This is a genomic window from Pantoea cypripedii, from assembly GCF_002095535.1.
Lineage (GTDB): Bacteria > Pseudomonadota > Gammaproteobacteria > Enterobacterales > Enterobacteriaceae > Pantoea > Pantoea cypripedii.
In genome coordinates this window covers 3,604,103-3,617,993 of sequence record NZ_MLJI01000001.1, presented here as the reverse complement: position 1 = coordinate 3,617,993, position 13,891 = coordinate 3,604,103, and the positions used below count along the sequence as shown (strand labels likewise).

Here is a 13,891-nt window from a genome sequence, read left to right as displayed (position 1 = left end):
GTTAAATCAATGTGTATGAGGATGAGGAAGTTCAGCCGTCTGCGTTTTGTTCGCTCGCGCAGACAGAATCAGGACAATCAGGGCCGAGAGCATCAGCAGGCCCGCGACAAAATAGAGGCCCCAGGTGTAGCTGCCGGTCTGCTGGCGAATCACACCGATCACCATCGGGCCGACAAAACCACCGAGGTTGCCGATCGAGTTAATGGTGGCGATACCCGCGGCGGCGGCCGGGCCGCTAAGGAACAGCGTGGGCATACTCCACAGCGGCGGTTTGGAGGCGCTGATGCCCACGGTCACCAGCATCAGGGCGATGATCACCGCCAGCAGCGTGCTGGCATTACCGGCATAAATCAGCCCGGCGGCGGCCAGTACACAGGCACCAATCACATGCCAGCTGCGCTCGTTTTTGCGGTCGGAATGTCGTGCCCACAGAATCATGCCGATCACGCCAATCACCGCCGGGAAGGCATTGAGGAAACCGATCTCCAGCGATGAGGCACCAAAGCTATGGATGATTTGCGGTGACCAGATCCCAAGGGTGTAGAGACCGGCCGAGGTGCCGAAGTAAACCAGCGCCAGCGCCAGTACCCGCTTATCCGCCAGGCCGCGCCAGGCGCTGCTGTGGCTCTGCTTCGCGGCGCGTGCCTGTTCCTCCGCCAGCATGGTGTTTTGCAACCATTCGCGTTCTTCGTCAGTCAGCCATTTGGCTTTTGCCGGACGGTCGGTGAGGTAAAACAGCACCACCACACCGAACACCAGCGCCGGAATGGCTTCCAGCACGAACATCCATTGCCAGCCGGCGTATCCCAGCAGGCCGTGCATCTCCAGCAGCGCGGCGGAAATCGGCGAACCGAGCGCGGTGGAGAGCGGGGCGGCCGCCATAAAGATGGCCGTCACCTGCGCGCGTTTCGCCGCCGGGAACCAGTAGCTGAGATAGAGAATGATGCCGGGGAAGAAGCCTGCTTCCGCCACGCCGAGCAGAAAACGCAGCGTGTAGAAGCTGGTGGTGCCCTGTACAAAGGCCATGCAACCGGAGACCAGGCCCCAGCTAATCATCACGCGGGCGATCCAGATGCGTGCGCCGACTTTGTGCAGGATCAGGTTGGAAGGAACTTCAAAAAGAAAATAGCCGAGAAAAAAGATACCGGCACCCAAACCAAATACCGTCGGCGAAAAACCTAAATCCTGATTCATGGTTAATGCAGCAAAACCAATGTTGACGCGATCAAGAAATGCGATGAAGTAGAGCAGCATGATGAAAGGGACAATGCGCAACGTCACTTTACGCATCACCCTTTTTTCGAGGTGATTGTTCATATTAAAGTGCTCCAGTTTGTGTAGGGGTGTGTTATTTTTTTGTAATCGAGTTCAGTATGCAGGTTTGGATTGGCAGATCATTAATGCCCGATTATATAAAGTATTTGAATAATGTTTTGGCGAGGAAAATGTGGATATAAATCAATTGCGTTGTTTTGTCGCCGTGGGCAAAGAGTTACATTTTGGGCGGGCAGCTCAAAGAATGGAAATGATGCCTGCGTCACTTTCTCGCTTCATTCGATTACTGGAAGAAGACCTCGGGGTGCGGTTGTTAAACCGTTCCACGCGTAATGTTTCCCTCACCGCAGAGGGCGCGATTTTTTTTGATGAAGCTAACAAAATTATCGATCAGTTTGATGCGCTGGCACTGCGATTTAAAGTCGGGGTAAAAGATGAACGCCGCACGTTACGCATTGGTGCCATTGATAGTGCAGCCAGAGGATTAGTTCCCGCCTTACTCAATTTGTTTGTTCCGGCCCATCCCAATACCGACATTCATATTATTGAAGATAAAACCATCAACCTGCTGCCTAAATTAAAATCCGGCTGGCTGGATATGATCTTTTTTCGTGCCCCGCAGATTATTGATGCGGCGATTTCGGTTCGTTTCATTACGCGCGAAAGTTGTGTGCTGGCGGTTCCGGCAAATCATCCTTTGGCCGGGCGGGAACGGGTTGCGTTAGAAGATTTTAAACACGAGGCGATGATTATTCCGGAAAGACGTACCCGCCCACATAGTCACGATCTGACCATGAGCATGTTTAAACAGGCGGGACTCAGCCCACTTATTGCCCAGTTTGCTGAGGAAAAACAAACGATTTTGAGCCTGGTCGCGCCAGGGCTTGGGTTGGCGGTGGTGCCTTCCTCCTACCGTAATATGAACAGCGAAAATGTGGTCTACATCAATCTGGAATTAAATGAAAATATCAAAGGCCTGCCGTTAAGTATCGCGTGGCAAAAAGGCAATGAGGATGATTACTTAAAGGATATGCTGAAGTTACTTAATGATAATAAAAAAGAGCTGACGGATAAGTTGTGATGCCCTGAGCCGGATGACCATCATGCATAACATCGCGGCATGGTGGGCCATCACGCTCCCGCTTGTGATTTGAATTAGATCACATTTCTGACAAGTTTATTGCCGCTTAATTGTTTCTCAATCGTGTAATTATTTTTGTCCGCATGTAAAAAACACCGATAATAGCCGTATTTAAGTGATCCAGGTCAATCAAATCGGCCTGGAGAAAAATCCCACCGATTGTGTGAATTATTTATATAACCCAGTCGCAATGATTGGCTGAATTTAATTCATTATAGTTTTTCCAGCGCGAAGAAAACCATCAGTCCTGAAGCGTACCCTAACTAATACTTAAAAGGCTGGAAACTATGAGTGATGAACTTGAACGTGTCACGTTAAAGAAAATAACGTGGCGAATTGTCCCCTTTGTGATGTTTGCCTATTTTATTGCGTTCTTCGATCGAATTAATATTGGCTTTGCTGCGCTGACCATGAATGAGGATCTGGGTTTTTCCTCTTCGGTGTTTGGTCTGGGCGCCGGATTGTTTTTTGTCGGTTATTTTATTACCGATATTCCCTCGAATGTGATTTTACAAAAGGTCGGGCCGCGTATCTGGCTGGCACGCATTATGATAAGCTGGGGCATCATTGCCGCCTGCATGATGTTTATTAAAAGTGCCAGCGGATTCTATATTTTACGTTTCCTGCTCGGCGTAGCGGAAGCGGGTTTCTTCTCCGGCATTATTCTCTATCTCAGTACCTGGTTCCCGATTAAACGCCGGGCGCAGGTGATTGCCTTTTTTATGGCTGCCGCACCTATCTCCGCCATGCTGGGCTCACCGCTGGCCGCCACTATCCTCAGCATGCACGGTGCGCTGGGCATGAAAGGCTGGCAACTGATGTTTATGCTGGATGCGATTGCCGCCATCGTGCTGGGTATTTTTACCTTTTTCTATCTCAACGATCGTCCGGAAAAAAACCGCTGGCTGAATCAACAGGAAACCTCGTGGTTAATCCATACCCTGCAACAGGAAAGCCAGAACAAAGCGCAGGGAGCCAAAACCAGCCTGTGGAAAGGGCTTTCCGATATTCGCGTCCTGACGCTGGCGATTGTTTATTTTGGCACTTCAGCCGGACTGTATTCCCTGAATATCTGGTCGCCACAGTTTCTGAAATCATTCGGCCTGACCACCTTACAAACTGGCTTTATTAACGCGCTGCCTGCCGCGCTATCGATTATCGCCATGATTAGCTGGGCGAAACACTCGGATAAAACCCGCGAACGCACATGGCATGTGGTGTCCGCCTGTCTGCTGGCCTGTGCCGGGTTCATTCTGGCCGGGTCAGTACATTCCTTAGGGCTGGCGGTGGTGGCGCTGGTGCTGGCCAGCGTTGGTATCTCTTCCTGTAAACCACCGCTGTGGAGCATTCCGTCACTGTTTTTGCAGGGGCCTGCGGCAGCGGCCGGGCTGGCAGCCATCAACTCGATTGGCAACCTCGGTGGCTTTGCCGGTCCGGCGATTATCGGCTGGCTCAAGGAAACCACCGGCAGCTTCTCCCTCGCCATGTACTGCGTAGCGGGCATGCTGCTGCTCTCCGCCATCCTGACGCTTTCGATTCAAATCAACCGCAAACGGGAAGCGGTGAACAATTCCCTCGCCTGATTATTGCTGGAGCATATTGTGAGCACTTTAACTGATGTAGAAAACCTGACCGACATCATGACGCGATTTACCGGCTATGTCGGCAAACGTCTGCCAACAGACGTGATGAAAAAACTGACGGAATTGCGCGCTAAGGAAACCGCGCCGTTAGCCTGTGCCGTTTACGATTCGATGTTTGAAAACCAGAAACGCGCCGATGAGCTGGATCGCCCCTCCTGCCAGGACACCGGCGTGATTCAGTACTTCATCACTGCGGGCGCGCGTTTTCCTTACCTCGGCCAGCTGGAGGAGGTATTGCGTAACGCCACGCTGGAAGCGACACGCAAAGCGCCGTTGCGTCATAACGCGGTGGAAACCTTTGTCGAAAAGAACACCGGCACCAATACCGGTTCGCGCGTGCCGTGGCTCGACTGGGAAATTATCCCGGATGACGATGGCTGCACCATTGAGGTGTATATGGCCGGTGGCGGCTGCTCGTTACCCGGTGCCGCAAAGGTGCTGATGCCGGGGCAGGGCTATGAAGGCGTTAACCAGTTCGTGTTTGATGTGATTACCTCGTATGGCGTTAATGCCTGCCCGCCGCTGCTGGTCGGCGTGGGTGTCTCGACCTCGGTTGAAACGGCGGCCCGCCTGTCGAAAAAGGCGATTCTGCGTCCGGTTGATTCGCGTCATCCCAATGATGATGCGGCGAAGATGGAGCAACTGCTGGCATCGGGTCTCAATCAGGTTGGACTGGGGCCGCAGGGGCTGGGGGGCAATGCGTCAGTGATGGGCGTCAACATTGAATCCTCGGCGCGCCATCCCTCCACCATCGGGGTGGCGGTATCCACCGGCTGCTGGGCGCATCGCCGTGGCGCTATCCGTTTTTCTGCTGATTTGTCTTATGAAATTTTGTCTCACGAGGGGGCCGTGCTGTGAAAAAGATCCTGACAACACCGATTAAAGATGAGGATTTGCTGTCGTTACAGCCGGGTGAAGTGGTCTACCTGACCGGCACGCTGGTGACCTGTCGTGATGTGGCGCACCGGCGTCTGATTGAGCTGGGGCGTGAGCTGCCAGTGGATCTGCGCGGTTTAGCCATTTTCCATGCCGGTCCGATTGTGGTGGAAAAGGGGGAAAACGACTTCCAGATGATCTCCATCGGCCCTACCACCAGTATGCGCATGGAGAAGTTTGAAAAAGAGTTTATCGAGAAAACCGGGGTGAAGCTGATTGTCGGTAAAGGCGGCATGGGACCGAATACCGAGGAGGGATGCCGTCAGCATAAAGCGGTGCACGCGATTTTCCCCGGCGGTTGTGCGGTGCTGGCTGCCACCTGTGTGGAAGAAATTGAAGATGCCCAATGGTGCGATTTAGGCATGCCGGAAACATTGTGGGTTTGCCGGGTAAAAGAGTTCGGCCCGCTGATTATTTCAATCGATACTGAAGGCAACAACCTGATCGAAGGGAATAAAGCGGTGTATAACCAGCGTAAATTGCCTGTGATTGATGAAATTAACCAGCAAATAAAATTTATTAAATAGCCTGATGTTTGTATCTGTCAGCTAAGGGTTTTTTATGAAACTACTGAGTTTTATTAATCCAGCCACCGGTAATAAGACCTGGGGCTATCATCAGGGTGATAAGGTGTATGATCTGGGCAGCTGCTGCCCGGATTTAAAATCCGCGTTAATGACCAATGTGTTGAGCGATATTGCCACTCCGGCTCAATCGTCAGCGGTGTTTGATGTTGATGAAATAACTTTTTTACCGGTGATTGATAATCCCGGAAAAATCTTCTGTGTCGGTATGAATTATCAGGACAAGCGTATCGAGTTTGAACAAACCATCGATGCCCCGACTTTATTTGTCCGTTTTCCCGACTCTCTGACGGCACACAGCGCGGCCTTGTGTAAACCGGACAGCAGTGATGAATTTGATTATGAGGGGGAACTGGCGGTGATTATTGGCAAGCCGACCAGTAATGTCAGCTGTGAAGAAGCGTTGCAGCATGTGGCGGGCTATAGCTGTTTTATGGATGGATCGGTGCGGGATATGCAGTACACCTGGTTTACCTCGGGGAAAAACTGGCAGAAGACCGGGGCATTTGGCCCGTGGATGGTGACCTGTGATGAAATCGATAACCCTCAGGCGCTGTCAATTAACACCTGGCTTAACGGGCAGCGGGTACAGCATGACTCCACGCATAATATGGTGCGATCGGTGGCAGAACTGATTGCCTATATTTCCCGCTTTAGTCCGTTACAGGCAGGGGATGTGATTATCACCGGCTCGCCAGGGGGCGTAGGTAAAAAGCGTACACCGCCGTTATTTATGAAAGCTGGCGATCGCATTGAGGTGGAAATCAGCGGCATTGGTCGGCTGGTGAATACCGTAACGCAATAGAAATGTTGCGGCGCAATAAATCGCGCCGCAATGCATAAGTACGCTGATTAAAACAAACGCATCATCTCCCACAGGGTATTATCGATTGCACTACAACTTTCGACTCTTATCTTTATTTCATCGGTTAAGATTGCTGTGCAACCGGCCACACCAGCGTGCACCCCGACAGGCGGATATAACGTATCCTGCCAGTGGGCCAGCGTGGAGACTATCTGTTCAGACTTTTCATACACCAGTTTCTTTTGTTGCTCGTCGTAGTGAGCGGTGCTGTATGTGTGATGAGCATCGCCAAAAGACTCTGCCAGTTGCGGCCAAAGCCGTTCAACATCAAGCATAAAGTACCTGGCTAATTTACGAATGGCGGGTGGAGAATTATCTTCACTGCCGCTCAGATCCACTGAGGATAAGCGGGTAAATAATTCCGCCAGACTCAGCGCGGCGACGGCAAGTTGCAGGTTGGGGCTTAAGCGAGAGAATTTAAGATAAGCCTGTTTCGCCTCTTCCAGACCACCCAGACCATTGGTGTCCATCATGCGTGAGCGCAGGATAAGCAGAAGATTTGCCGATAACATATCACGTTGATGGGTTGCAGAACTCCCCCCGGTAAAATAAGGGGCCAGTACCTTCATCAATAACAGATAATCATCCATGCTATGCAGTTTTAATCCCCAGCGCGCGGTCTGTTCTGCACAACGCCGGAAGTGATCGTCAATTTGCGCCAGCCGTGTTGCCTCACGCGAGGAGAGGTCGGTGGTGGGTTGAAACAGTTTAAAATCGGGTTTGACGATCGATTGCTGTGCGGTCACCAGCCAGGGATTGAGGAGAAAGATTTCATTCACCCGGTTGGCATGTTGGCCGATAAAACTCACCGTGACATCAGCGCCCTGTGGAGTAACATCAAAGGGTTCCGGGCTCACCAATATATCGCTGCGTTTTTTCAGGATAGCATCCAGATGATCTGGACTCAGATGGAATCCCTGCTCGGGGATATCTTTGTAAGGCATAAAATAAATCGGTGCACGGCTGCCATCATCAGTTTCTGCGCCCAATAGACCACAAAGTAATGCCTCGCGTGCTGCTTTCACTTCCGGGATGGCGAGATAAGCCGCCTTCACTTCTGGTAGCAGCTGATTATATTTTTGGTTAACCCAGACCTGATAAGACAGCAGATTCAGGCCTTTGAGCAGCGGTAAATAACGGTTCAGGATATAGGCTTGCTCGTCCTGACCGATCTGCTGGTCAAACGGTTTTGTGCGCAGCGAGCGATAGAGCTTACTCAATGCCCATACGCAACAACGCTCGATATCAGCGGAAATCTCATAACCCTGTTGCGCGATATGGTTGAGTAAGAGGTAAAGTGCGGAGTGGCTGAGTAATTCACCGCCACCCGCGAGGATGTGTCTGCACATCTGTTGCGCAAAATCCTGCTGAACTCCCTTGTCGGCAATACTTGCGAGAAACACCAGAAAATCGGCGTTACCCTCTGCACCGGTGCCGGGTTCCAGCCGCGAGCGTATCTGGGCGTTATTAAACATTTCTGCTGCCAGGGTGATTTGCTCTTTTTGGTAATCGCCAAAAATGGCGTCATTCAGCGTGGTATTGCTGACGGTTAAGTTTTTGGCACTGAACCCGGAAAAGTTGCACCCCTGGCGAAACGCCAGACCTGTCCAGGTGAGATTTTTTGCCGCCACGTCCGAGAAGTTACTCTGGAGAATGTCCCGCTGCGGGTAAGAATGAGGCTGCCCGTGACGAATGTTAGCCGGGCACGATGACATCACGACATTGGTAAACTGCGAGTGGCTGAAATTAATTTCACTGATGGGGTCTTTGCCACATTGATTTAAATAAAGTTCAACATTTTCCCAGTGATTGCCTGGTGCGGTGGTCTGACCCAGCGACTGTACTAACCATTTCACCGGCGTTTGTTCGGTGCCCGTTAAGGTGAGCCATTTCATATTGAAATCTTTCAGCCAGACGCGGGTGGGTTTGTTATGCTGCGACTCTGGTGAATGTTTAATATGGCTGCCTGTTAGCGTGGATACGATTTCTTTTGTACCAATAAGATTATCCAGATAGCAGTCGGAAAACGTACAGTTTTCGATCTGGCTGGCATCCTCAATTGCAGGAAGAAATAACAGGGCGCAGGCGTCAAAACATTTATTTTGCAGCATTTCCTGTACGCAATTGAGTAACGTGGCGTCTTCACCGGTAAATTTCAGGTTTGAAATTTCCTGGGAATGGGTAAAGTAATTCTGCATACCCGCCAGGGAAACGTTTTTGGTTAGCATAAAGCCAATCAGCGCATCAACCAGGAATCTATGTGTTTCGTCCCCGCTGGCCGCGAGGTGATGGCAAAGTGCAGAAATATAATTAATCTGTGACTGGGCCATCGCCGCTAGTTCTTCCGGGGGGAGTACCGCATCGTTTTTATCGATGACGTTACTATTGAGATATTCTTTTCCCAGACTGGCTAAGGTGTAACGAGGTTTGAGCAGGTTAAGTATCTCTTCAACTCCGGTGCGATACCTGGGACGACTTTCTACCAGCCCTTCAATCACGGGATAAATAGCTATATCATCAAGTTGTGTAATGCTATAACTAATATTGAATAAATCCATAAAAATAGCACCGAAACTATAACTGTCAGCTTTGCTGGTATAGTTCTCCCTCCAAATGACTTCGCGTGACATATATTGGTTGCAGTTTATGCTACTTGTTTTTGTCAGAGATTTAATTTCGGCCTGTTGCAGAAAACGGTAGAAAAACGTGGAGGGTTCAAAATCCACCTCGAAATTATCACTTTGAGGACTTAACTTATCGGAAAGAAAAATAGCCGACGGATTTAGATATCCATGCGCTTTTATGCCAGCTGAATCACCAAATACCGCGATTTTATTATGAAAATTCTCATATCTTGCCACCATCGCGCGAGCAATATTCAGTCGGGACATATAGTTGCTGACAATATCTTCTACTGAAACACACTCTTTCTGTTGATGATTGAGTTGAGTGATCAACTCAGCACATGAAATCAGCCCCTGGCGGTTAAACGATACCGTGACAAAATTTTCCTCGCCATCGCCACTCTCGCTGGGTAGCGTAACCATCCCGACTTTGGAACGTTCGTTATTCACACAGCTGGCAATCGCCGGTAAGCGATCTTCATGCCCGCTGGCGATAATAGCGCTGGCAGGATAAGTGGAAATTTCAAACAGCTGGCCGGTAGCGATAATTTTTACGTCATAACATTGCAGTTTTCCGTGGCCGATGCTGGCGCTGCGGGTGAGGTTTTCCGCAATCGTCAGATCCTTAGCTTCCAACGCAAAACCGGTTTGCTGGCCCAGCAGGCAGGCAAACGCCGTTTGCCGTGACCAGCCGATGGTGGGCTGTGCGGGTTGAGCAGAGTCTGGTGCGGCAACAGCGGTTGTGGCATGGAAATGTGATTGCGGGCTAGCCATAGCATTAACGACATTATTTACCCTGATGGCCGGTTCAATAGGATCAGCATTTATATTGACGTCATTTGCCGCCTGCGCTGCAGACGATGGTGGTATGTACATACAATAATTCTCTGTAAAAAGGAGTTGATAACGTGAAGGGCAAAAATGAAGATGTTAATTCAATATAAAATTGAAGAAACAGAATAATCCCTTTGTAATCTCTGATTTCATAACTCGCTCATAAACTTGCGATGTGCTGATTTTTTGGTGTTTTGTCATCTTTTTATCAATACGGTGCTCGGGGCGGCATATCAGCTCCAGGGGCTGGAAGGCAGGCAACTTTCTTTCTGGTGAGGATTGAAACTTTTCATTGGTACTAATTAACATACTTAATTTATTGATAGAAAATAGTTATTAATTAATTTTTAGATCCATTTTTAATTATGAAAAATCTTTTGTAGCGGAACGATTAATCGCACCGCTACAGTTTTTCCCAAAGCAATGATAATATTTTGGTCTTAATGTTCAGGGATGGAATCTATGTCTCGCAAAGAAGAAAAATGCTGTTTCGTCAGAGGCATAATCGCTTTTTTCTCCCTTATCGCCATTGCCAGATTGTTTGCCGGTGTTTTTCCCCTCGTTCTGTTGTTTATTGCCGGTCCCGTCAACGCGGCAGATAACACACGATTAAACGATGGTGCGGCCAATCGTATTGTGAGTGGCATCATCAGTTTTACCCATTGGCCGGATTTAAAACATCCGCCGCAACTTTGCGTGCTGCCGCCAGTTAATCATCTCTCTTTGCTGCAGGGCAGTGAACAGGGGTTTAACGTGGTGTGGCTCGCCAGCGAGGAGGCTTTGCCTGGCCAGCAATGTGATGCGGTTTATTTTGGTGAGCAGTCGCCTCAGCAGCAGGTGGCCTTGCTGGAACAGCTCAGCAACCGGCCAGTGCTGTCCCTCGCTGAAAACAACCCGGAATGTACCATCGGTGCATCCTTTTGCCTCATTTTTCATCAGGATAAGACGGTGTTCTCTGTGAATCTTGACTCGCTGGCAAGAAGCGGCGTGAAAGTCAGTCCAGACGTGTTATTACTGTCCCGCAAAGGAAGCCAGTAAGATGAAATTCGAAAAAATAAAACCGAAAAATCATCTATACGAAATCAGTTACGTAAAATCAGTACCATCAATGCGGCGGTTATTTTGCTGCTGTGTTGGTTATTACTGTTTTCCACTTCCATGTTGTTTATTAAAAGCTATGAAAAAAGAAATCTTGAACTGATTGCCAATACGCTCAGCACCAGCCTGACGGCGGCCACCGTATTTGAAGATAGCTACGATGCGAAGAAAAAAGTCATGCTGCTGGCTGAGCAGGGCATGTTTTCTGCGGCAAAACTGGAGACGTCCGAACAGACGGTGTTAGTTGACTGGCAGGATAATGTGGAAAACGAAAGTCGTTTTCAGCATCTGCTGCGTAACTGGATTTACGCCAAACCGCTTACCGTTAATGTGACCCACGAAGATGCTAAAGTGGGGGCGCTGACGCTGTCGGGTACAGTCACCAACGTGGCGGACTTCATTGAATACTCGATCATTATTTTATCCTGTAGCATGATTTTCGTGTTTATTATCTCGTTTCTGGTCAGCGAGTTATTGCACCGTGGCATTCTTGCCTCCTTCAGAAATATCACCAGCACCATCCACAATGTGATTCGCTCCGGTGATTTTTCGCCGCGTATCTCCGGTAGCTCCACCAAAGAATTTCAGGTGTTCTCCGAGGATTTAAATTCACTGCTGGCGGAAATGCAGACCTTAAAAGCGTCGCTGCTGCGGGACAATAAATCCCTCGCTGCCAAAGCGCTCAAAGATCCGCTGACCGGGCTGGCGAACCGTGCGGCCTTTATCAACCGACTTAACCAGTTACTCGATCAACAGCTGGCGCACGAGCGTTTTGTGCTGCTGTTTCTCGATGGCGATCGCTTTAAAAGCATCAACGATACCTGGGGACATGCGGCGGGTGATGAAGTGCTGCAAAGCATCGCGGCCAGGTTGTCTGGCCTGGTGACAAAAAACGATCTGGTGGCAAGGCTGGGAGGCGATGAGTTCGCCATGCTGATCACCAGCCACACCACGGAAGACGCGCTGCAACAGCTGACCAGCGAGATTGAAAGCACCATTGCGCAAAAGATTGCCATCTCTGCGGGCGTTAATATCTCCACCTCGGTGACCATTGGTTATGCCTGGTCGCAGCATGGTGATTCTGTCACCTCAATTCTTGAGCGTGCAGATATGAATATGTACAAACATAAGGGCATCACAAAGGTATCAGGATGAAACTTAAAGCATTGCTACTCCTGGGCATCATCGCTTGTGCCGGGTGTCAGTCAAAAAGGACCTTCACCGACGAGCAAATCGCCGCCATGCGTAAAGAGGGATTTAGCCCGAATGCGGAAGGCTGGGGACTGGGGATGTCGGATAAAATTCTTTTCGGGATTAACGAATCAGAACTGACCCCGGAAAGTAAAACCACCATCAACCGTATGGCGACCAATCTCGCCGTCACCGGGATTGAGCATCTGCGCATCGATGGTCATACCGATAATTACGGCACCGCCAGTTATAACGAGCAGCTGTCGCTGAAACGCGCCGACGCAGTCGCGGCGCAATGGGCGACAGGGGCATTGTTACCGCGCAGTAATATTGAGACGCGCGGACTGGGAATGAAATATCCGGTGACCAGCAACAACAGCGCTCAGGGGCGCGCACAGAACCGGCGTGTGGCGGTGGTGATTACCGCGCCATAGCGTATTGCGCCGACTCTCTCTATGATGTGATGTTTGCCCCTGCGATTGTCGCGGGTGATCAATGTCTTAGGGAATGTCCGCATGTTACACGATCTGGATTTACGTCAGCTGGAAGCCTTTGCGGCAGTGATTTCCGCTGGCAGCGTCACGGCAGCGGCAAAAGCGCTGAATCGCTCGCAGCCCGCCGTGTCACGCCTGATTCAGGAACTGGAGCAGTCGCTGGGCTATCCGCTGTTTATTCGCAACGGACCCCGCATCCATCCCTCAGAAGAAGCACTACAGCTGCACCAGTATGTGCAAAAAGCGCTGCTGTCATTGCAGCAAATCCGTCTGCGTGCGCAGGAAATTGCTCAGCAGCAACATCGTCCACTGAGTATCGCCGCCACGCCTGCGCTGGCCGCTGGCTTGTTGCCGCAGGCGCTTGCCAGCCTGAATTTGCAGAACAAGGTGCAGATTATCAGTGAGTCCGCTGAACAGACGGCCCATGCGGTGATCACTGCTGAGGCGGATCTCGGTCTGAGTAGCCTGCCGCTGGAGCATCATGCGGTGGACCTGCACTGGATCGGGCAGTCGCGTTGTGTGGTGGCGTTGCCACAGGATGATCCGCTGGCAGCACAGCCGCAGTTGACGCTGGCCTGCCTCGCCGGACGCCGACTGATTGCGCCCTGGAGCCCGCAACGGTTACGCGGCCGCTATGATAAGGCGTTGAAAAAACTCAAAGTGCCGCCACACGAAACCATCGAAACCAACTCTTCGGCCAATATTCTGGCCTGTGTTCGCGCCGGTTTAGGCGTGGCGATCCTCGAACCTGTGACCGCCTGGGGCATGCCGTTGGAAGGTGTGGTGATTCGTCCGCTGGAAGAAGAGATCCCCTATTTCTTTGGGGTGATCACCCCGCAAGGACGACAGATTACCAGCGCCGCGCAGGCACTGGTGGAGGCGCTGGAACAGGCTGCGCAGACGTTGCTGCCCGGTTTCCAGCGTTTACCCGCCAGCGAACACCCGCGCATTATGCGCCTGATTAATCAGGATTAAATTCAATACGCTCCCTTCTTAGAACATTTTCTGCTTTAGATATAAGAAATCCATTGGTTACGAAGTGAGCATCCTGCTTGACTCCTTTCGGGGCCAGAGGGATTATGCGAAACCTTAGTTCTTACTATGCGTATTATTGATTATTAATCATTAACTATGCGTTTTGTGGATGATTGATTGCGTCTTTTAAACCTGCGTTTGCAGGTTTATACCCGCAGCAGGGAACAACAC

Annotated in this window: 12 protein-coding genes; 10 read left to right on the top strand and 2 right to left on the bottom strand. The window is 50.5% G+C overall.

Going from position 1 to position 13,891, the window contains the following annotated elements:
* Nucleotides 1-6 precede the first annotated feature (6 nt).
* Entirely contained in the window at nt 7-1,317 is a 1,311-nt protein-coding gene (locus HA50_RS16645) for an MFS transporter (protein WP_084876673.1), read from the bottom strand.
* Between the two features lie 130 nt (nt 1,318-1,447).
* Between HA50_RS16645 and HA50_RS16640 the strand changes: the two genes are divergently transcribed.
* From HA50_RS16640 to HA50_RS16620, 5 genes are all read left to right on the top strand, one after another.
* Nucleotides 1,448-2,356: a LysR family transcriptional regulator gene (locus HA50_RS16640; protein WP_084876672.1), complete on the top strand. Its 909-nt coding sequence runs from the start codon at nt 1,448-1,450 to the stop codon at nt 2,354-2,356.
* A gap of 347 nt (nt 2,357-2,703) precedes the next feature.
* Nucleotides 2,704-3,999 carry an MFS transporter gene (locus tag HA50_RS16635; protein WP_084876671.1) on the top strand — a complete coding sequence of 432 codons (1,296 nt, stop codon included), beginning with the start codon at nt 2,704-2,706 and terminating at the stop codon, nt 3,997-3,999.
* An 18-nt stretch (nt 4,000-4,017) separates the two neighbouring features.
* Nucleotides 4,018-4,917, top strand: a complete 900-nt coding sequence (gene ttdA / locus HA50_RS16630) for a L(+)-tartrate dehydratase subunit alpha (RefSeq protein WP_084876670.1) — start codon at nt 4,018-4,020, stop codon at nt 4,915-4,917.
* On the top strand, nt 4,914-5,522 hold the full coding sequence (gene ttdB, locus HA50_RS16625; RefSeq protein ID WP_084876669.1) for a L(+)-tartrate dehydratase subunit beta: 609 nt from the start codon (nt 4,914-4,916) through the stop codon (nt 5,520-5,522). Before ttdA ends, ttdB begins: the two co-directional genes overlap by 4 nt.
* A 34-nt stretch (nt 5,523-5,556) precedes the next feature.
* A complete protein-coding gene (locus tag HA50_RS16620; RefSeq protein ID WP_084876668.1) occupies nt 5,557-6,384 on the top strand; it encodes a fumarylacetoacetate hydrolase family protein in 828 nt (275 codons plus the stop codon).
* 47 nt (nt 6,385-6,431) lie between these two features.
* Here HA50_RS16620 and HA50_RS16615 read toward each other — a convergent pair whose 3' ends face one another.
* Nucleotides 6,432-9,401 (bottom strand): protein kinase family protein, encoded by a 2,970-nt coding sequence (locus HA50_RS16615; protein ID WP_139810950.1) that lies wholly within the window; start codon nt 9,399-9,401, stop codon nt 6,432-6,434.
* Between the two features lie 147 nt (nt 9,402-9,548).
* On the opposite strand from HA50_RS16615, the gene HA50_RS31150 reads away from it, so the two are divergent.
* The 5 genes from HA50_RS31150 (at nt 9,549) to HA50_RS16595 (ending at nt 13,660) form a co-directional block, all read left to right on the top strand.
* Nucleotides 9,549-9,755, top strand: coding sequence for a hypothetical protein (locus HA50_RS31150; protein WP_139810949.1), 207 nt, complete (start codon nt 9,549-9,551; stop codon nt 9,753-9,755).
* Nucleotides 9,756-10,364: 609 nt separating this feature from the next.
* Nucleotides 10,365-10,940: a regulatory sequestration protein YfiR gene (gene yfiR, locus HA50_RS16610; protein ID WP_084876666.1), complete on the top strand. Its 576-nt coding sequence runs from the start codon at nt 10,365-10,367 to the stop codon at nt 10,938-10,940.
* Between the two features lie 6 nt (nt 10,941-10,946).
* Nucleotides 10,947-12,155, top strand: coding sequence for a diguanylate cyclase DgcN/YfiN (gene dgcN, locus HA50_RS16605; RefSeq protein WP_084876665.1), 1,209 nt, complete (start codon nt 10,947-10,949; stop codon nt 12,153-12,155).
* On the top strand, nt 12,152-12,625 hold the full coding sequence (gene yfiB, locus HA50_RS16600; protein WP_084876664.1) for an outer membrane lipoprotein YfiB: 474 nt from the start codon (nt 12,152-12,154) through the stop codon (nt 12,623-12,625). The genes dgcN and yfiB overlap by 4 nt, the downstream gene beginning before the upstream one ends.
* Before the next feature lie 81 nt (nt 12,626-12,706).
* Nucleotides 12,707-13,660, top strand: coding sequence for a LysR family transcriptional regulator (locus tag HA50_RS16595; protein WP_208617294.1), 954 nt, complete (start codon nt 12,707-12,709; stop codon nt 13,658-13,660).
* The last annotated feature ends 231 nt before the right edge of the window (nt 13,661-13,891 follow it).

What these genes read in the sequence shown, in the direction of transcription:
- HA50_RS31150 (WP_139810949.1), top strand. Translation starts at nt 9,549, where the DNA reads ATGCCCGCTGGCGATAATAGCGCTGGCAGGATAAGTGGAAATTTCAAA.
- HA50_RS16635 (WP_084876671.1), top strand. Translation starts at nt 2,704, where the DNA reads ATGAGTGATGAACTTGAACGTGTCACGTTAAAGAAAATAACGTGGCGA.
- HA50_RS16645 (WP_084876673.1), bottom strand. Translation starts at nt 1,317, where the DNA reads ATGAACAATCACCTCGAAAAAAGGGTGATGCGTAAAGTGACGTTGCGC.
- HA50_RS16595 (WP_208617294.1), top strand. Translation starts at nt 12,707, where the DNA reads ATGTTACACGATCTGGATTTACGTCAGCTGGAAGCCTTTGCGGCAGTG.
- yfiB (WP_084876664.1), top strand. Translation starts at nt 12,152, where the DNA reads ATGAAACTTAAAGCATTGCTACTCCTGGGCATCATCGCTTGTGCCGGG.
- HA50_RS16620 (WP_084876668.1), top strand. Translation starts at nt 5,557, where the DNA reads ATGAAACTACTGAGTTTTATTAATCCAGCCACCGGTAATAAGACCTGG.
- yfiR (WP_084876666.1), top strand. Translation starts at nt 10,365, where the DNA reads ATGTCTCGCAAAGAAGAAAAATGCTGTTTCGTCAGAGGCATAATCGCT.